Genomic DNA, 17300 nt, shown 5'->3' on the forward strand with positions numbered 1-17300 from the left:
TAAGAACCTACACCTTCTCTACCATGGGTGTCCAACTTGAACTTGCAATTTGCGATTTTATGTCCTTTACTCCGTTAAGAAAGAATAAAGGTTCTGAATTAGCAAACATTTCAGCTATTTGCTTGGAAATTAAGGATTTATTGGGCTGATTTTCTGTCAACTCATAATATGGCTTTGTGATATAATAATTGTAAAACAGCTATTATATCGACAAAAGCACACATTGAATACCGCATACGCCATCTACAAGTATTGCGAAGATTAAGAAGGGGTAAGATTATAATATGTCGGATTTAATTTATGAAGTAGAAAATCATTTAGCCCGCATTACACTAAATCGCCCGGAACATCTCAACTGTTTCAGCGAAGAAATGATTCAACTTTGGGCAAACGCACTGGAGGACATCCGAGATCGGGATGATGTTTACGTTGTTCTTCTATCGGGAAACGGGAAAGCGTTTTGCGCCGGAGGAGATGTAAAGGCCATGGCGACAGGAAATGGATTTTTTGAAAGCAATGAGGATATTACTTCCACTGCGCTTGCTAGAAAGAACTCTCTTTGGGACGGGATCCAGCGTATTCCACTGATTCTGGAGGAAATCGACAAACCAGTGATTGCAAAGGTTCACGGTGCGGCTGTGGGCGCGGGGTTGGATATGGCTCTGATGTGTGATATCCGGATTGCTTCGGAGAGTGCTTCGCTTTCCGAAAGCTATTTCAACGCAGGAATTGTACCCGGTGACGGCGGCGCTTACTTTTTACCTCGCCTTGTAGGGCGAGACAAGGCACTCGACTTGTTTTTGACAACACGGGTCCTAAAAGGCCCTGAAGCGGAGAGGATCGGTCTTGTCACACGCGTTGTACCCGATGACCAGTTAGATGATTATGTGAAACAATATGTTCAAAAACTGTTGGACGGGCCTCAGCAGGCTATGCGCCTGACGAAACGAGCGATTGACCAGAGCTCGCAGAGTACTCTGCGAGCTTCACTGGATTTGGTTTCTTCTTTTATGGGAATCGTGACTGAGTTGGATGACTACCGGATACGGACGGCCGCCCTGGTTGAACGTTTAAATAGAAAATCCAAAGAAAAGACTGACCTGCAGTAAATGGAACGGCCGGGCATCATAGGGTGCCCGGCCTGTTCTGTTTTTAGGGTGCTTATATATCAACTTGACGGCGCTTTCCCACGTAGCCGACGAATTTCCGGGAGCCGCAGCGGACGCAGTAGGGGGAGAGCCTGAACGATTTCATATGCATGGCCATTGACGAGCGCATGGAGCGGATGGGGCGGAAATAAAGTAATCCCCATAGAATTGTTTGTGTATGGGTTGCTGACTGGGTTTTTGCAGAAATTAAAAACCGCTGTGGCCATAGAGCCACAGCGGTTTTGTCTGGTGGAGGTGGGGGGAGTTGAATCCCCGGCCGGAAGCAACAAGATCAAATACAACACTTGGTACTACGGGCGGGAGGTGTCCGGAGACGCGTATCCGTGGTGTGTGGTATTTGCGCGGCGGTGTTGTGCGCAGTCGGGAGTATCCTTGCCCGTAAAAACGGCAAGCTGCACGGCGCTGATGAACGCGGCCAAAATGGCCGGGATGTGGGTCACATCCGGATACCTGCCGGGGGACATTGTGATTTTCGACTGGGGTGGGGACAAGATTCCCGATCACTGCGGAATCATTGCGCAGATTACGGCCACAGGCTACCTGTGCATTGAGGGCAATACCGCCGTAGGGAACGATTCCAACGGCGGCGAGGTGATGGAGCGCACGCGGGCCGCAAAGACGATTCTGGGGGCCGTGAGGTTTTGTATGCGATGGAGTTGCCGGAGCCTGTGTAGTGGGCCGTGGACAGCGGTATCATGCAGGGGAATGCCTCTGGCGATCTGATGCTGGACAGTCCGCTGACCCGGAAGCAGTTTGTCACGATGCTACACCGGTATCATGAGAAGTTCGGGGGATAGCTGGTAGCCGCTGGGGTGATTGATAGACCCGACCGCTGGAAGTCCAAGGGCTGGACGGAGCGGGCTGTGGAGCTACTGATTATCAAGATGGCGGCAAAAGTGTGAAGAATAAAGTCGCCCGAGGATTAACCTTCTCGGGCGACTTTGCCTATTTCATGACCTGCATTTTGACTTGTACATTTTAAAAATATCGGCCTATTGCGTTGGTGGATTAAAGGCTATAACCGACTATCTGAACGAAGTGATGGGGGGTGTATCTCTAGCCCAATTTAATGGTATTTGCTTGTCAAATAATTTTTATATGCTCAGATGTTGACAATGTAAACAGCTGAGCATATAATATGTCTACAATGTAAACAGAATGGAGCGTGATTGAAGTGAATGAGCCAAATATAAGACTTACCAATACCGAATGGCACCTCATGGAGTGTTTATGGGAAACGTCACCACGCACAGGCAGAGAGACCACGGATTATTTGCAGAAACATGTGGGCTGGACCCGGAGTACGACGTTGACGATGCTTCGCCGCATGACGGAAAAGGGCCTAATCCGCTGCGAGGATAAAGAGGGTATGAAAGTCTATTCTTCTCTCATTAAGCGTGAAGACGCTGCTCTGCAGGAAACAGAGGATTTTCTCAACCGGGTCTATAAAGGTAGCCTAAGCCTTATGGTAAGCACTCTAACAAAAAAGCAGGCACTTTCGCAGGCGGAACTTGACGAGCTATATGGGATACTGCAACAGATGGAGGAGGCAAATAGTAGTGATTAAATGGATTGTTACCTCAAGCATTTTAATTGCAGTTATCATCGCTCTGCGCTATTTTCTAAGAGGCAAAATTAGTCTGCAGCTGCAATATGCCCTTTGGGGATTAGTCCTTCTGCGGCTGCTGATCCCGTGCAGTATCGGCAGCAGCGGTTTCAGCGGGATAGCGTTCCGTTGTCCAAATTCTAAGATAATTGCGTGTTAAGTCCATATTTAAGCTTAACGTCAGTAAACTCGCTGTCAATTGTAATGCTTTCCACAACCGAGGCCAGCACCATCCGTTGTTCAGGAACACTCATCTCGTCCCAGGCGTCCTGGATTCCCTCCAACTGTGCAAAGGTCCTCATGGCGTTCCGGGCCGCCGAATTCCGGGTGTTCTCATCAATCAGTGATTCGCCCAAACGGGCCACCTCGGCCTTCGTCTCCTGAATGGTGTCCAGCAAGGCTTCGTCTCCATCGTCGCCATAGAGACTGTAAAGCCGCCGAAGTTTAGCTTCGGTACGCTCCAGCTGCTCTTGAAGCATCGCGGAGGTACCTTGAGACTCCACGGTTTCCCGGGCATCCACAAGGCGCTCCTTTACAGCAAGGAACAAAGCCTGTACCACGCCGTCCTCCACATCCTCCGCCCAGGTGGCGGGATTGTCGCAATTGGGGTCCTTCACCAGATACCGCTTGCTGGTCTGCTGGGAGTAGCACACCAGCTTGTAGCCAGCTTTGCCCCACTTTGAGTAGCGCATCCGGGCGCCGCAGCGCCCGCAGCGCACCAACCCCGTCAAAAGATGGTCCGTCTTGCAGACCATTTTATTGGCTGACCGGATGCGAAGTAGTTCCATGGCCCTCTCGTAGGTTTCCAAAGAGATGATGGGCTCATGCTTGCCCCGGTATTCCTGGCCGTTGTAGACGATGAAGCCGGCGTTGGATTTCCGCGTTAGGATGTTGTAAGCCACCCGCTCATACTTCAGCCCCAGGGCGTCCGCTATGGCCTGAAGGGCCTCCCCGTTGAGATACCGGTCATAGATGTATCGAACCTTCTCGGCATCCGCGTTGGGTACCAGGATGCCCTGTGTGAGGTCGTAGTCGTATCCATAGGGCGTGCGCCCGCCTCCCGGCCAAAAGCCCGCCTCGACCCGCTTCTGCATCCCTCCGCGTGTCCGCTCGAAGATGTTCTCTCGCTCCAACTGGGCGAAGACGGACAGGATGCCCACCATGGCCCGGCCAAAAGGGGTATTGGTGTTGAAGCTCTCCAGAATACTGATGAAGGTCACGTTGTTGGGAATAAAAACATCCTCGATCAGGTGCATCGTATCCTTGAGGGAGCGGCTGAGACGGTCCAGCTTTACCACCATAACATGGGTGATCTCGCCCCCCTGAATGTCGTCAATGAGCTTTCCCATCTTTGGGCGGTCAAGGGAGCCGCCGCTGTACCCATCATCGGTATACAGGCGAACTTCGTCAACGCCCGAGATGGTCTTGGCATAGGCCTGAAGCTTCTCTGTCTGGATGTCGATGGAATAACCCTCATCGGCCTGACGGTCTGTGGAAACACGAATGTATAGGGCAAGTACGAGGCCGCCTGCGGCCTCGGATACCTTTAGCATTTTGGATTTGCTCATAATCCTCCTTCCTTAGGAAATTAGCCCGGCTTAAAAGCCAGGCTAATTTTATCATAGAACGGGTCAGCTTTCAACGGGCTCAGGTACCTTGGAAGAACTTGCCGGCATATCGATTTCTTCCTGTACTCGCTTCAGAACCGACGCAAAGACATGTTCCATCACCGGAGTTGAAATATTTAGTTCTCTCAACTGCTCGGAAGTCAGCTGATGCCCTTCACAGTCATAATATCGAAATGTCATCATATCCCCTCCGGGTTTATAGTTTCCAAAATCATCCATTTTTAACCCAATGGAATAAAAAAGAACGCACCGCCATCAATACCCACGTCAAACAGACGGTGGATATCGATGACGGTGCGTCCGCGCGACCATTTCCCGGAAGGGTGGCTGGTCGTTTGGTTCCGTAAGGGCTGAGCAGGATGTTACCATTCCTGCGCCCGCAACCGTGCCAACGATTCGCGGGCGTATATCTGACTAAATACTACCACGTAAAAAGAATATTGTCAACATTTAATATATAAAATGAAAGTATTGTTCCAATAAAGGAACAATACTCAAACTTTTTAGCAAAATTAGCGAGACAGCCAGAGGTGCACACAGTGTCAGTCGATTGAGGAATCAGATCGACTCTCCGGTGCCAATTTTGGTGAAAATGACTGACACGCTGCAGCCTAGCGCCTTGGCTAGCACCTCGGCTTCTTTTTCCGTAAAATTGTCCCGGTTAAGCTTATTGGACAGATTTTGGCGCGTCTGACCGGTAGCCGCAGCCAACTCCGTTACAGTCACGCCCTGACGGTTCATCAAAACTTTGATCTTCTCCCCAATTGTCAAGTTCATGCAATCACCCCCTATGCTCAATATACATTTTTATGTGTCCTCTGTCAAGAAAAAGGTTTAATTGAAACAAATAAGTATCTATCTCTGCTTGACACTTGACACTAAATAGTGTAATATAAAATTATTAAGTTTCTACTACAGAAAACGATCAATTAGGAGGCAATTGAATGAACGCAAAAACGAACCCTTCACAGAAACAGGGAAATACGGTTCTGGACGTGCTGTACCAAGCGGCCATGAGCGGGGACGTCTATCTTCCGGCGGATAAACTGCTGGCGCGGTGCCTGCGCCAGCAGAGCCGCCAGACAGCCATGCAGATAGACCGGCAGATTGACGCGTTGTTGGAGAAGAAAACCCTTGCGGCGGATGGGGAGCGGCTGTACCTAGGAGCCAATCACCGTTACGAGCAGGCAGCGGCGATTGAGGTGGCGAGGCGCTTGGGAGCCATTGAATTTCCGGTTCCGGCAACTCAACTGGACGCTGCTCTGGCCGGGGCGGAAGCCGTCCTCGCTGCGCCGCTGGACGAGAGCCAGAGAGAAGCAGTGAAAACCTGTCTGAGTCACAGAATGACCATCGTCACCGGCGGGGCCGGGAGCGGAAAGACCACCATGATTCGGGCGCTGCACCTTGCCAATTCCATCTTGACCCCCAAACAGCAGACCATTCTCTGCGCCCCTACCGGCCGAGCCGCCCGGAATATGGCTGTGAAAGCGGACCATTCTGCCCACACCGTCCACCGGGCGCTAGGCAAGGTACCGGACAGCAATTTTTTAGATGGGGTCAATCGCCACGCTCTCTGGAAGGCGACCAACCTGGTGGTGATCGACGAGGCGTCTATGTTGACACTGGAGATGCTGGCAGGGCTACTGAATCAGGCGTCCTCCGATTGCCGGGTGGTGCTGGTAGGCGACCCCCAGCAGCTCCAGAGCGTCGGGGCCGGAAATGTGCTGCAGGACCTGCTGGCTCTGGGCGTCCCCCACGTCCATCTGCAGGGGAACCACCGTCAGGACCGGGAGTCGGAAGCCCTTCTGAATAATGTTCAGGACTTCAATCAGGAAGGTGCTGTGACGTTGGAGTTCGACGATAGTTTTCAGTTGGTGAAAGCATATACGGATACCCAGGCCCGGTGGGAGATTGTCGCTCTGTATGGTCCGTTGACTGCGGCGGGTGATGAGGTGCAAGTGCTGTCCCCCTTTCGCGTGTCATCCCGGGCCAGCGCCCGGGGGCTAAATCTGGCTCTCCAGCAGATTGTCAATCCCCCCGCCGGTGGGAAGCCCGAACTTTCGCTGAAGCCGCTGATCTTCCGTGACCGGGACAAGGTGTTGTTGACTGAGAACGCGGAGTGTCATTGTAATGGAGACATTGGAATCATTTCGATCCGGCAGGATTCACGATCCTTTGATGTAGACTTTGGCGGGGGTGTGACTGGCTTCCATTCGCACGACCTCGCCCTGTTTGATCTGGCCTACTCGCTGACCATCCACAAAGCACAGGGCAGTGAGTATGATACTGTCATCGTGCCGGTGATCCGGGACTTTGGTGTGATGTTGAGCAGGAATCTGTTGTATACTGCAATCAGCCGGGCCAAGCGCCGGTTGATTCTGGTGGGGGACGAGGACATGGTGCGTAAGGCCTTGGAGTCGCCGCCCCGCCCTCGATACTCCACCCTGGCGGAGCGAGTGAAGGTCATCCGGGAAAGGAGGAAGGCGGGATGAGAACGACTGATGTAATCAATTATGGAAGCATTGAGGATTTTCACGATGTGGGATGCCTGTTGGAGTTTTATGACAGGCTTGGCCTCACGTCCCGGTTTAGCCCAGAGGACATCTGCCATGTGGACCAACTGCGCATCAGCGAGAAGGACCATCGTCGTCTGCGGAATTTGATTCAGGCAGAGGTTCAGCGCCGGGAGCCACACTTGATCGGACGCATCCGCAACAACACCGCCCGGACTGACTGCTTCAACAGAGCGCCGTTGCCCAGCAACCAGATTCCGGAAGGGGAGCTGTGGGTTGAGGCAAAGGAGTTTTTGACACAGAAGCAGGACACGATTGAGAAAATGACCAGATGGGAAATTTTTAGAGGAGGCTGTTTATGAACTTCTCGGAAATTGGCCGCCAGGTGCGGGCGAACCGGCTCCATCAGGGCATGACTCAAGAACAGCTGGCAGAGCGGACAGGGCTTTCTGCACCCTATATCAGCCACATTGAGCGGGCCGTTAAACACCCCAGCCTAGAGGCTCTGGTGCGCATTGCGGCGGCGCTGGATTTGACCCTAGACAGGCTGCTGGCCGGGAACCAATCGGCGGACCGGTATGCTTATTTTTCAGAGGTGCAGACACTACTGGAAGACTGCTCCCCGATGGAGCGGCGAGTGCTCCGGGACGTGGCGGCAACCGTGAAGGAGAGTTTGAGGCAGAATTTGGGAGCGGCGTAATAGCAAACGACATAAAAGAACGGAACGGGGTGTGCAAGCTGCACACCCCGTCCCATTTTGGTTCTTCACATTCTTCAGGGCCTTCAAACCCGTCCTTCAAAATCGTCAGTTCTGTTACCGGTCCACAACCCAAAGTTCACCCTGAGGCACGGTCTCATCTCGCCCGGGAGCCAGGTTGAGCCAGTCCATCATCGCACCGGTTCGAACAGCGCTTACGAGGCGACCGCGGTTCTTTCGCCGCAGTTCCTTGAGAATTATCTGCTCCAACGCCTCGGAGTCGACGGGATTCATATGAAGCCAGGAAACGGTTGGAATCTCGCCGGATTCCAGCCGAGCGAGAAGCCCTAGCCGGTTATAAAACGCACCGACAGAGGATATGCCCCGGTAATCGCCCACTGCGCCATAGAGGATGATTTCCAGCGGTGCCATGTCGTTGGCCTGATTGCTTTTTACTTTCATATTGCCTCCTCAACATTGGCTTAGCGCCGGAGCGTTCACAGCCAAGAATTTTTTACTCCATAATACAGCTTTTACGCTTGTCTGTACATACCCCCCAGGTCAAGCACCTGACATGGAGGCAACTTCTGCAGAGCGGCTTCTGTCTCTACAAATGCCATTAAAAATGCGCCTCAGGCAGAAGTTAAAAACTCCTACTTGAAGCGCACATATACTATTACAATTTTATACTTCGCTGGACGGCTCCGTGTCGAGAAGATAGGCCATCACATCGTCCAACGTGCAATTCAATATTTTGCACAACGTCTTCAGCGTATTGGTGGAAACGGATTCATTGGCTTTCAGCCGCCGAATGGTGGAGCTGCTAATCTCGCCCTTGACCTGCAAGATGTAGGTCGTGGCCCCGCGCTTTTTCATCGTCTCCCACAGCGGCGCGTAGGAAATCATCAAGTCCACTCTTACAATATAAATAAAGGAACCGCCCGTGATTCCCGGCAGCTACGCCTCTGCGGAGGCCATTGCCCCTATTGCGGTACAAAAATATATGATGAGGTCTCCACTATACCGGCAGGAGCACAGAATGGAACCGCGTCGGCATCATGCTCAGCAGGCCCACCATGTCCGACTGACTCATCTGGGCCTCGGAGCATTGGTTGACACAGATCTATGAAGTCCTGCACCGACAGCTTGTGCAGCGGCAAGTGCTTCACACCGATGAGACCACCTTGCAGGTACTCCGTGAGGAGGGGAAAAAGCGCAGTCCAAGAGCTATATGTGGCTGTACCGAACCGGCGGCGATGCCGAGCACCCCATTGTACAAGCCTGTTTTAGACGCCTTGTTGGCGTGGTCTCAAACAAAAAATGCACCTCCAAAATCTGCTCTTGGAAAAGCACTGTACTAGGCTCTTAGTGATCAGTAGCTATATGCTTCTTAATTGCTTAAAAAAAAACATGGGCACATTGTATCAGACACATAAAACGGGCCTGCCACTCTAACAAGCGGCAGGCCCGTCCGATTCTGTTCAGAATCGTGGGTTTAAGCAATTGCTGGGTTTACTTGGACAGCAGATTATACAGCACTTGTACCATCTGCGCGCGGGAGGACTGCCCCCGCGGGTTCAGTTTTCCGTCACTGCCGGCAACGACGCCTCCTTGGACAAGAGCTGTCATGGCATCCTTGGCATAATCCGAAACGGATGCCGCGTCGCTGAAACTGGACAGGGTTTTGCCGTTTGTCGCTTCGGGAAGTGCATCCAGTACGTTCAGCGCCCGGTAGAGCAGGGTAAGCATTTCCTGACGGGTAATTTGCTGGTCCGGTGCAAACAGGTTGTTTCCAATGCCCGCGGAAATGCCCATTTCCTTGGCCTTTGCCAGATAATTGGTGTAATAGGTATTTCCCGCGTCCGCAAAGTTGCTGCCGGGGTTGCTGTCCGGCTCAATCCCATACGCCCGCATCAGCATCACAATAAACTGTCCGCGGGTTACCGTTGCGGACGGGCTGAACGTCGCCGCCGTTGTGCCGGCTGTAATGCCGCGGGCGGCGCAGAACGTGACCGGCGCATAGCACCAGTCGGCCGTGCTCACATCTGTAAAGCTAATCTTGTTGTAGCCCACCGCATACCGGGAGAAGTGGGAAGCCGTGAAGTCCACGGATTTTGTGCTGCTGTTATAAGCGCCGCGAACGGATTGGAGAGCGCCATTGCCGTCAATATAATACCCAACAATGGCATTGACATCTTCTCCGGCCTGAGGCGTATACGGGATGCTGACCTCAGCGCTACCGCCGCCAAAGCTGGAAATGGTACTGTTCCCGGCAGTGATGGTAAAATCATATACCGGGCGGCTGCCTATGAGCTGCCGTGCGGTACTGCTTAGGGAGGTCTGGTCCACTGCTGCAACGGAGATACTTACGTCCTTGTTTCCGGCAGCGTTGCTGATTGCCTGCACTGCGTCGGCACTAAAGGTTACCGTTGCAATACCGGCTTCAATCTTAACCGCAGCATCCGTATGATTGGCAACGTTGGAGAGCGCCGCAGAAGGGATCATCAGCGCAGCGGATTTTGTGCTTGCGGTGGTATCCAGCTTGATTTCCACAACGGCGGATTTCCCGCTGGCCTCGGCCTTTTTGGCCGCCTCCACCAAAGAGTCTACCGTGCTTGTGGTGACAGAAGCTGTGGTTTTGCCGAAAGCATCCGTTTTTCCATTGACAGTCGTCGCTGTCGACGAGTCCCCGGAAGGGGTGCTTCCGCTGCTGGAGCCGCCACCTGAACCACCGCCAGAGCCGCCGCCTCCGCCGCTATAGGTGAAGGTAGCCGCAATCGTATGGTTGGCAGTTACATTGCTGAATGTGTACGTGCTCACAGTCCCGACAGAAGCTCCGTCCACCGTTACGGCGGAAATGGAATAACCAGAGCTTGCCGTAATGGTAAAGGTCTGGTTTGCGCCGTCATTCACAGAAACGCTTCCGCTGGGGCTGATGGCGCCGCCGCTGCCTGCACTGGCTGTGATGGTGTAGGTCGTAACGCCGGTCCCGGAAATTAGGCCGGAAGCGACCACGGCGCCGCCAATGTCGTTATAGACATAAACCTTGCAGGTATTTGGTGTACTGACAGCGCCGGTTGTGATGCTGGCGCTGAAAGCGCCTTCTACATTTGTCGCCGTGCTGCCCAAAGCGATAAGATTGTCAGAAGCGTCTTTTACAGCAATCATGCTATACTTGGTATTAGCCTGAAAACCTGTGCCGCTTACCGTTACGATGCCGTTTGCATAAGTACCGCTAACCGCAGAAGACTCTGCTGCTCCAGCCGTAATAGTCAAAAATGACAAGCAAAGGCAAAAAACCAGAAGGAGAGATGAGATGCGCTGTTTCATAGTTGCGTCCCCCTTATTCTGCCGTCTTTGTGTCAAAAATGGTTACACCCGTTGCCTCAGAACCATTCAGGGCAGGCATGCCGTTTGTGAGCCAAACCTGTACCGCCGCGGTGGTCTTGTAAGAAACGTCGATGGAGTCATTTGCCTTCACCATGACGACGGACACATGCGCATCAGCGCCTGTGCCTTCGGTCATCTGGACAACCAGATACTGGCTTCCATCTGTACCGTTGGTGGTAATGGTACGAGTAATGCCTGCGCCGCCAATGGCTTCGGCTCCGATTTCGGTAATGGTATAGGTGCTGGGCAGGGGAGTCTCTGCGACCAGAGTGATGTTTGCATCGGTCACAGCCGCGTTGCTTACGGTGACGTCTGCGGTGGACTGGGCATAGCTACCCGCGGAAGCCGCGACCACAGCCACATAGTTTCCGGCCTCCACTGCGTTATCAATGGAATATGCGCCGTCGCCATCGGTGGTGCCGCTGCTGAGCAAGTTCTCGTAGTCCGTGTCTGTTGAAGCGTACAGATTAACTGTAATGTTTTCCACGGAAGCTCCGGTGTCACCGGCGCTCACAGTGCCGCTGACAGTATAGGTGCTGAGATCCACTGCCAACACACTCACTGGCAACAGCATGACAGCCATGCAAAGCGATAGTAGCCATGCCAGCCCCTTATGTACTTTTGTTTTCATGATATACTTCCCTTCATCTGAATTTGGTACCCACAGTTTTGCTGTGAATACCTGCTTTTGTGCCGTTTCGTGCTTAAATGAAACTGAAGGCACGGCATAACGGGGCAGCGGCTTAGGAGCTGTTCATCATCACAAACTGCATTCTCATGACCTCCTTTTCTATTTTCAAAAGCATTTTTCGTGCCTGTGGCACCTAAACCGGTGGTACGCTTTATGCGCAAAATGAAAGCGTACTATGTCCTGAGTCCGAATAAGACATCTGCGGCTGGATATACTAACCGCATGGCAAACTGAAGCGAATTGCACAGCTTGTCGTCAAGTATTCGACTTGAGGACATTAGGCCGAAAAATGCTGATATTTCGAGGAGTTCATAAGACTTTTGACGGAACTTTCTGACGGAGAATGAAAGAAGTTGTTAAAGAGAAACCGATAATTTTTCCAGACACTTCCTCTGGTGCTCGAAAGCGGGGTGGACATATCGGTTTAAAGTCATGTTGACGCTGGAGTGACCGAGGACTTCGCTGATGGTTTTGATATCAATTCCCAGTTCCACACACCGCGTGGCAAAGGTGTGTCGTAGAACATGAAAGTTGATGTCCTGGATACCGGCTTCTCTGACCAGCTTTTTGAAATGGTGCTGGCACTGACGGGGCTCTACATAATGGCGGCTGCCGGACAGGATATAGTCATCCTCTCCGGCGGTTTCTTTCAACTCCGCCACTTTTTGCAGTAAGAACTGAGGCAGCGGAATATTCCGCACCGAACTCTCACTTTTCGGAGCGCCGATGTCAATAATGGTTTTGCTTTTACCACCTTCGTAATTTTCCATCCGCTGGATGGTCTTGGTTACGTGTAAAACGCCCTCTTTCAGGGAAATATCCCCCCACTTTAGCGAGCATAGTTCTCCAATACGAATACCGGTAAACAGGCTAAGCAGAACGCCGAAGCCCTCTAAATCGTCAGTGCATTGCACGGTGCTAATCAGGGCCGACTGCTCCGTCGGAGACAGGACCCGGGGTTTGGGAAGGTTATAACGCGGAAGTTTTATTTGCAAATCTATGCCAACAGGTTTAAGACTTCGTTTGAGCAGACCGATAATATCTTTAGCGGTCTTAACCGACAATCCTGCTGTCCCGTCCAACCTGCCGCTTTTTAGCTTTCGGTTGATATAGTCTTGTACCAGTTCACTGGATAACTGCTCCAGGGGTATCTTCCCGAGGTCCGGAATAATGTGGCGGCGAATCAGCCCGCTGTAATTGGCAAAGGTGGATTTTTTTACACTTTCCTGAATCAATGGAAGCCATGCGGTCAGATAGGCTTCCAAATTTTTGGGATGACGCAGACTGTGCGGTTCCACCTTACCAGTCACGCTGGTTGTTTTCGCCTCGGCCTGCGCCCGTTTTACCTCTAAATAGCTGCGGCGGTAGATATACCCGTATACCGCCTTTCCGTTTAACGCGCGGCTTTTGATATAGCGGGCCTCCCAGCGCCCGTCCTGCCTTTTATAAATGTTTTCTCCTCTGCGTGCCATGGAACGACCTCCTCCTTCTTGTCTTTGCCGTGACGGAAAACTTGACGGCGATTTTTGTGGCTATAAACATTTTAAACGGATACCTTTTTCTACTATTTCGCTTTTTTCTTAAAAACTATAGAGTTTCATTTCTCAAAAAGGGCAAATACAATTGACTTATGGCGACTTCTGTCATAGAATAAACACTGAAATTATATAATTTCATGTCCTCAAGTCGAATACTTGACGACATTTAAGCCGTATCTGGAAAAGGCATTTGTCTTTTTGAGGGTAAGGCTTTATTTATCTTCGGAAGACAGCTTGTTGGCATAATACGCAATGACCTCTTCCGGACTTGGCACTTCTCCAGCATGTGGAATACGCCCCCACTTTTCTTGCACATTGGTATCGTCACTCAAAAGACCCGACATCATTGCAATCTGAATATGTTTGCGGATCTGTTCAATGCTTTTTCCCTCTCGTCTGGCAATTTGCTTTAATGCGTTATGGGACAAATATAAGGATAGATCAAAAGAATTTTGCTTCGACTTTTTGCGCTTCATTTTGCCTGCGCCTCCTTATGTATTTTTTTCCTATATTATAGCCTGATATTCGGCTATATTCAAGTCATAATAATCACGCTATCCTTAAAGGAAAACGGAGGGTGTAGCGTGATTACATTTGAGCCTCTTTGGGATACGTTAAAGCGAAAAGGCGTCAGTCAGTATGCGCTGATTAAACAATATGGCGTCAGCACCGGAACGATGGATGCGCTACGCAAAAACAGGAGCGTCACGCTGAATACACTGAATGACTTATGCAGCATTCTGCAATGCGAGGTCTCAGATGTAATTCGATTTATTCCGGATAAAAAATAATCGGTTGGCTGAATTACAGCCAACCGATTATTTTCTATCCAAAATTTTTTCTATTCTCCGAGGCAACTGTCATTATTGATATGAATGCTCTTGGCGTAACTGAGCCGACTGTCCAGTCTCCGTTTTGATCTGCTCGTGTGCCTTGCGATCTGCCAGCTTTTTTTATCTGCTTTATTCAGCGCTTCCCACGCAGAGAGGAAGTGCTCCTGATGGAAATAGTTATTGCCGCAGCACCTAGCGCGGCTTCACCACGGCTGCGCCGTCCAGGCAATACTGGCGGCGGAGCTCTCTTTGCTTTTTATCTTTGACGGTGAGATTGACGATGATGCGTTTTTACGCCGCGCTGACATCTTTCTCTCCGCAGAAGCCGTCAAGGTTCCGCTGCTTGCTGGCGCACGCCGGCGAATGAGAAAACGGTCGCAGAATTCACACTTTTAATGAGCTTATCCGATAAAATTGTCTCCCGCAGCAGATACATCACAAGCTCCTGCGGCTCCTCAAACCGTGCCATGGTTCCGCGCGGAATTCGAAGTGGACGAGGCGGTCATCAAGGCGAAACAGTTTACCTCTCTGATCGAAAAATACACAGACCTGCAGGAGTTGGACGCCCATGTTTTGCACACGCTGATCGAGTGGATCGATATATCTCGGCGGGAGACGCAGATGAACGGCAGTAAAGCCCAGAAAGTTTAAGTACGTCGGGTATGTACGCATCGTATTATGAATTGCCGGAATATCTTGATAACGGCACCGGAAATGTGATATAATACAAAAATAGTTTGGAGGCGGATAATATGACACAAAAAGCAAAAGACAGCGTAAAATACTCCCTTGCAACCCATGCGGCAGAGAAAATGGCACCAAGCCACAAGGCTGTCCGCCTCTGCGAGAAGATTGCCGAGGGCCGCATTTCCGGAGATAGTGCCGTGGAGCAGATCAAACGCAGCTATGGCATCGAAAGCAGGCACCCCAATGCCTGACGGCTTTGGGAAATACGACGTTTATGCGGTCGCAGGCTCTGTCTATTGCCACAAGGACTCAAATGTCCTTCGGAACAAACTGGGTATCCGTGATGGAGCGATGCTACGGCGCATTGAAGCCGACATTTCTGCGGCACGGCAAACCGAACTGGTTGAGAATCCGGTTTCGGGGCGTTTCACGCCAAGCCATCTCTGCAATATCCACCGGCGGCTTCTTGGCGACGTGTATCCCTTCGCAGGGCACTTTCGACGGGAGGACATTGCAAAAGGTGAAACAAGGTTTCTTGGTTTTAATCAGATCGGGGAAAAGCTTACAAGCCTACTGAGCGGGCTACGCGCCGAGCACTATCTGGCTGGGGGCGACCGGACGCAATTCATAAAGCGCAGCGCTTACTACATGGCCGAACTGAACTATATCCACCCCTTCCGCGAGGGAAATGGTCGGGCAACAAGAGAATTCATGCGGCTACTGTTCCTGCGAAACGGCTACAAGGTAGATTGGAGTGCAGTTCCAGTGGACGAACTCCTGCAGGCCATGGTCGAGTCGGTATACGAGACAGCGCGGTTGGAAGACGTATTGAACCCGTGCCTTCAAAAAGATGAGTAGAAATCCGTGGTTTTATATGCACACCACGGCCTTACAGATGCGAACCGTACGCTCTACCACACGGGCCGGTTTTAGCACAATTCAAACTACAAAAATGGTTTGAAAGATGCTGAAACCGGCTTGTTTTCTTTGTTTTCGGACTTGCCGACAATTTGATTTTAGTTGGCAAAACCAAAACTGAAAAAAATCTCATATGTGTGTAACTCACGCGGCAGCCACGCGAGCTACGCACTGCGAATTTTTCGCCAGATGTGGCTTATTTGCCAGGGGCATCATTCGCATCCAGAAAGCAGGTTGTTATCGTAGTCAATAAAAAGGCCATTGTCTATCACGACTATGCCAGCCACAGTGCGGAACTGGTGGTGGAGGACTTTTGCAAGACCAAAAGCAGCACAAGGAGCGTGGTCATTACGAAGGGACTTGCGAATATTCTGACGGAACATAAACGCCAGCAGGTGGAACAGATGGAGAAGTTGGGGCAGGTATAGAATGCGCAATGCCTTGTGTTCCCCAACACGAAAGGGAAAATGCCTTATAACCGGATAGTGCAAATTTCGTTTAATCGGCTTGCAGCAAAGGCGGGGATTGAGGGGGCCACGGTACATACGCTCAGACATACCTATGCCACGCGTTGTTTTGAAAGCGATATGGATTATAAAACCATCAGCGCACAGTTGGGTCATGCGTCGGTCAAGACAACCATAGACACCTATGTGCACCTGATCAAACCCAAGGCCATCAGGGAGGTGGACAAGCTGGCAAAGTTGGATCAGTTTCTTGAATAAATAGTAGATGCCTCTGGCAGCTTTGATGGCTGTCAGAGGCTTTCTTATTGATTACCGAAGTAGAGCCGGAATAATGTAGGGCAGCACACAAGGCCCGCTGTGAGGAAACTTATAGCGGGCTGGACTGTGTTTATATTTTATTAAATCAGTATACTATTTTAGAGAATTAGCATACTATGTATTGACGATGTAAGTTATTTAACTTATAATGAAGATGCAGAAAGGGGCTGATCATATGGCAACGACAAGCGTTACTATCCGCATGGATGAAAACCTAAAAAAACAGGCCGAAACCCTCTTTGATGAAATGGGCATGAACATGACCACGGCAATAAACATTTTCACAAAGGCGGTTGTGCGGCAGGGCAAAATACCCTTTGAAATCGCGGTTGACCCGCTTTTCACAGAAACTAACATGAAAGCATTGCGGCAGGCTGTTAAGGAAGCGGACGAGGGGAAGCTAACCGCCCATGATTTGATTCAGGATTGACTATGCAAACAGGTTTGTCTATCAGATTAAGGACAGCAAACTAATAATTGCAGATTGCCGTACTCATTACGGCGACAAATGACCAGCTTGCTATTACGAGCAAAAATGCGTTATAATATCATATTATATAGAAATGTGCCTTATATAGAAGGATGTCACGTCATAAAAGAAGATTTCGGTAGAAAAACAGAGGCTTCTCTGAAAGTCACGAGAGAGTCCGTGGATCAGGATAATGCCATTACGGATTCTTTCCGCAGTGCTGTCCGGCATATAATCTTCCGATCTACGTAAATAGGCAGGGGCTCAATTAAGAGTCCCTGCCTATAAGCTGGTATTTAATTGTTCATAGGAAAATGGAGTTTATCAGCCTAATTTTCACCCGTTAATCCTTCAGCGAACAGCTCGAATCATAATA

Annotated in this window: 23 protein-coding genes; 14 read left to right on the forward strand and 9 right to left on the reverse strand. The window is 50.8% G+C overall.

Translation table 11 applies throughout. The annotated features are described in order from the left end of the window. The first annotated feature begins 284 nt into the window (after positions 1-284). From RTK01_RS06905 to RTK01_RS06915, 3 genes are all read left to right on the forward strand, one after another. Positions 285-1109: an enoyl-CoA hydratase/isomerase family protein gene (locus RTK01_RS06905; RefSeq protein ID WP_312280269.1), complete on the forward strand. Its 825-nt coding sequence runs from the start codon at positions 285-287 to the stop codon at positions 1107-1109. A gap of 237 nt (positions 1110-1346) precedes the next feature. Beyond that, the gene (locus tag RTK01_RS06910) at positions 1347-1892 is read left to right on the forward strand and encodes a CHAP domain-containing protein (RefSeq protein ID WP_312280270.1); all 546 of its coding nucleotides are present in this window, start codon (positions 1347-1349) and stop codon (positions 1890-1892) included. Positions 1893-2343: 451 nt separating this feature from the next. After that, a complete protein-coding gene (locus RTK01_RS06915; RefSeq protein WP_312280298.1) occupies positions 2344-2736 on the forward strand; it encodes a BlaI/MecI/CopY family transcriptional regulator in 393 nt (130 codons plus the stop codon). A gap of 179 nt (positions 2737-2915) precedes the next feature. On the opposite strand, the gene RTK01_RS06920 is transcribed toward RTK01_RS06915, so the two are convergent. The 3 genes from RTK01_RS06920 to RTK01_RS06930 form a co-directional block, all read right to left on the reverse strand. Next, on the reverse strand, positions 2916-4343 hold the full coding sequence (locus tag RTK01_RS06920; RefSeq protein ID WP_312280271.1) for a recombinase family protein: 1428 nt from the start codon (positions 4341-4343) through the stop codon (positions 2916-2918). A 63-nt stretch (positions 4344-4406) separates the two neighbouring features. Continuing rightward, positions 4407-4586 (reverse strand): hypothetical protein, encoded by a 180-nt coding sequence (locus RTK01_RS06925; RefSeq protein WP_312280272.1) that lies wholly within the window; start codon positions 4584-4586, stop codon positions 4407-4409. A 375-nt stretch (positions 4587-4961) separates the two neighbouring features. After that, entirely contained in the window at positions 4962-5180 is a 219-nt protein-coding gene (locus tag RTK01_RS06930) for a helix-turn-helix transcriptional regulator (protein WP_312280273.1), read from the reverse strand. Between the two features lie 167 nt (positions 5181-5347). Between RTK01_RS06930 and RTK01_RS06935 the strand changes: the two genes are divergently transcribed. The 3 genes from RTK01_RS06935 to RTK01_RS06945 are packed head-to-tail and all read left to right on the forward strand — an operon-like array spanning position 5348 to position 7616. Beyond that, positions 5348-6895 carry an AAA family ATPase gene (locus tag RTK01_RS06935; RefSeq protein WP_312280274.1) on the forward strand — a complete coding sequence of 516 codons (1548 nt, stop codon included), beginning with the start codon at positions 5348-5350 and terminating at the stop codon, positions 6893-6895. Beyond that, entirely contained in the window at positions 6892-7278 is a 387-nt protein-coding gene (locus RTK01_RS06940; RefSeq protein WP_312280275.1) for a hypothetical protein, read from the forward strand. The genes RTK01_RS06935 and RTK01_RS06940 overlap by 4 nt, the downstream gene beginning before the upstream one ends. Then, the gene (locus RTK01_RS06945) at positions 7275-7616 is read left to right on the forward strand and encodes a helix-turn-helix transcriptional regulator (protein ID WP_312280276.1); all 342 of its coding nucleotides are present in this window, start codon (positions 7275-7277) and stop codon (positions 7614-7616) included. Before RTK01_RS06940 ends, RTK01_RS06945 begins: the two co-directional genes overlap by 4 nt. 114 nt (positions 7617-7730) lie before the next feature. Here the strand turns inward: RTK01_RS06945 and RTK01_RS06950 are convergent, their stop codons facing one another. Both RTK01_RS06950 and RTK01_RS06955 read right to left on the reverse strand, forming a co-directional pair. Then, positions 7731-8075 carry a hypothetical protein gene (locus RTK01_RS06950; protein WP_312280277.1) on the reverse strand — a complete coding sequence of 115 codons (345 nt, stop codon included), beginning with the start codon at positions 8073-8075 and terminating at the stop codon, positions 7731-7733. Positions 8076-8297: 222 nt separating this feature from the next. After that, entirely contained in the window at positions 8298-8519 is a 222-nt protein-coding gene (locus RTK01_RS06955) for a helix-turn-helix transcriptional regulator (RefSeq protein WP_312280278.1), read from the reverse strand. A 242-nt stretch (positions 8520-8761) separates the two neighbouring features. Between RTK01_RS06955 and RTK01_RS06960 the strand changes: the two genes are divergently transcribed. Continuing rightward, on the forward strand, positions 8762-8974 hold the full coding sequence (locus tag RTK01_RS06960) for a hypothetical protein (protein ID WP_312280299.1): 213 nt from the start codon (positions 8762-8764) through the stop codon (positions 8972-8974). A gap of 151 nt (positions 8975-9125) precedes the next feature. Here RTK01_RS06960 and RTK01_RS06965 read toward each other — a convergent pair whose 3' ends face one another. From RTK01_RS06965 to RTK01_RS06980, 4 genes are all read right to left on the reverse strand, one after another. Then, positions 9126-10943: an S-layer homology domain-containing protein gene (locus tag RTK01_RS06965; protein ID WP_312280279.1), complete on the reverse strand. Its 1818-nt coding sequence runs from the start codon at positions 10941-10943 to the stop codon at positions 9126-9128. Positions 10944-10956: 13 nt separating this feature from the next. Continuing rightward, positions 10957-11634, reverse strand: coding sequence for a carboxypeptidase-like regulatory domain-containing protein (locus tag RTK01_RS06970; protein ID WP_312280280.1), 678 nt, complete (start codon positions 11632-11634; stop codon positions 10957-10959). Positions 11635-12050: 416 nt separating this feature from the next. Next, the gene (locus RTK01_RS06975; RefSeq protein ID WP_312280281.1) at positions 12051-13166 is read right to left on the reverse strand and encodes a site-specific integrase; all 1116 of its coding nucleotides are present in this window, start codon (positions 13164-13166) and stop codon (positions 12051-12053) included. A gap of 278 nt (positions 13167-13444) precedes the next feature. Next, the gene (locus RTK01_RS06980) at positions 13445-13708 is read right to left on the reverse strand and encodes a hypothetical protein (RefSeq protein ID WP_312280282.1); all 264 of its coding nucleotides are present in this window, start codon (positions 13706-13708) and stop codon (positions 13445-13447) included. 108 nt (positions 13709-13816) lie between these two features. Between RTK01_RS06980 and RTK01_RS06985 the strand changes: the two genes are divergently transcribed. The 7 genes from RTK01_RS06985 (at position 13817) to RTK01_RS07015 (ending at position 16885) form a co-directional block, all read left to right on the forward strand. Then, a complete protein-coding gene (locus RTK01_RS06985) occupies positions 13817-14023 on the forward strand; it encodes a helix-turn-helix transcriptional regulator (protein ID WP_312280283.1) in 207 nt (68 codons plus the stop codon). 531 nt (positions 14024-14554) lie between these two features. Beyond that, positions 14555-14716, forward strand: coding sequence for a DUF4368 domain-containing protein (locus tag RTK01_RS06990; RefSeq protein WP_312280284.1), 162 nt, complete (start codon positions 14555-14557; stop codon positions 14714-14716). Positions 14717-14817: 101 nt separating this feature from the next. Continuing rightward, entirely contained in the window at positions 14818-15003 is a 186-nt protein-coding gene (locus RTK01_RS06995) for a hypothetical protein (protein WP_312159656.1), read from the forward strand. Then, a complete protein-coding gene (locus RTK01_RS07000; protein ID WP_312280285.1) occupies positions 14996-15610 on the forward strand; it encodes a Fic family protein in 615 nt (204 codons plus the stop codon). Before RTK01_RS06995 ends, RTK01_RS07000 begins: the two co-directional genes overlap by 8 nt. Before the next feature lie 260 nt (positions 15611-15870). Next, positions 15871-16098, forward strand: a complete 228-nt coding sequence (locus RTK01_RS07005; RefSeq protein WP_312280286.1) for a hypothetical protein — start codon at positions 15871-15873, stop codon at positions 16096-16098. A 15-nt stretch (positions 16099-16113) separates the two neighbouring features. Further along, a complete protein-coding gene (locus RTK01_RS07010) occupies positions 16114-16395 on the forward strand; it encodes a tyrosine-type recombinase/integrase (RefSeq protein WP_312280287.1) in 282 nt (93 codons plus the stop codon). A gap of 235 nt (positions 16396-16630) precedes the next feature. Further along, on the forward strand, positions 16631-16885 hold the full coding sequence (locus RTK01_RS07015) for a type II toxin-antitoxin system RelB/DinJ family antitoxin (RefSeq protein ID WP_312280288.1): 255 nt from the start codon (positions 16631-16633) through the stop codon (positions 16883-16885). The last annotated feature ends 415 nt before the right edge of the window (positions 16886-17300 follow it).

The organism is Oscillibacter sp. (assembly GCF_031978065.1).
GTDB lineage: Bacteria > Bacillota > Clostridia > Oscillospirales > Oscillospiraceae > Oscillibacter.

What these genes read in the sequence shown, in the direction of transcription:
- RTK01_RS07000 (WP_312280285.1), top strand. Translation starts at nt 14,996, where the DNA reads ATGCCTGACGGCTTTGGGAAATACGACGTTTATGCGGTCGCAGGCTCT.
- RTK01_RS06940 (WP_312280275.1), top strand. Translation starts at nt 6,892, where the DNA reads ATGAGAACGACTGATGTAATCAATTATGGAAGCATTGAGGATTTTCAC.
- RTK01_RS06925 (WP_312280272.1), bottom strand. Translation starts at nt 4,586, where the DNA reads ATGATGACATTTCGATATTATGACTGTGAAGGGCATCAGCTGACTTCC.
- RTK01_RS06935 (WP_312280274.1), top strand. Translation starts at nt 5,348, where the DNA reads ATGAACGCAAAAACGAACCCTTCACAGAAACAGGGAAATACGGTTCTG.
- RTK01_RS07015 (WP_312280288.1), top strand. Translation starts at nt 16,631, where the DNA reads ATGGCAACGACAAGCGTTACTATCCGCATGGATGAAAACCTAAAAAAA.
- RTK01_RS06905 (WP_312280269.1), top strand. Translation starts at nt 285, where the DNA reads ATGTCGGATTTAATTTATGAAGTAGAAAATCATTTAGCCCGCATTACA.
- RTK01_RS06930 (WP_312280273.1), bottom strand. Translation starts at nt 5,180, where the DNA reads ATGAACTTGACAATTGGGGAGAAGATCAAAGTTTTGATGAACCGTCAG.
- RTK01_RS06995 (WP_312159656.1), top strand. Translation starts at nt 14,818, where the DNA reads ATGACACAAAAAGCAAAAGACAGCGTAAAATACTCCCTTGCAACCCAT.
- RTK01_RS06975 (WP_312280281.1), bottom strand. Translation starts at nt 13,166, where the DNA reads ATGGCACGCAGAGGAGAAAACATTTATAAAAGGCAGGACGGGCGCTGG.
- RTK01_RS06980 (WP_312280282.1), bottom strand. Translation starts at nt 13,708, where the DNA reads ATGAAGCGCAAAAAGTCGAAGCAAAATTCTTTTGATCTATCCTTATAT.
- RTK01_RS06965 (WP_312280279.1), bottom strand. Translation starts at nt 10,943, where the DNA reads ATGAAACAGCGCATCTCATCTCTCCTTCTGGTTTTTTGCCTTTGCTTG.
- RTK01_RS06970 (WP_312280280.1), bottom strand. Translation starts at nt 11,634, where the DNA reads ATGAAAACAAAAGTACATAAGGGGCTGGCATGGCTACTATCGCTTTGC.
- RTK01_RS06920 (WP_312280271.1), bottom strand. Translation starts at nt 4,343, where the DNA reads ATGAGCAAATCCAAAATGCTAAAGGTATCCGAGGCCGCAGGCGGCCTC.
- RTK01_RS06950 (WP_312280277.1), bottom strand. Translation starts at nt 8,075, where the DNA reads ATGAAAGTAAAAAGCAATCAGGCCAACGACATGGCACCGCTGGAAATC.
- RTK01_RS06955 (WP_312280278.1), bottom strand. Translation starts at nt 8,519, where the DNA reads ATGATTTCCTACGCGCCGCTGTGGGAGACGATGAAAAAGCGCGGGGCC.
- RTK01_RS06945 (WP_312280276.1), top strand. Translation starts at nt 7,275, where the DNA reads ATGAACTTCTCGGAAATTGGCCGCCAGGTGCGGGCGAACCGGCTCCAT.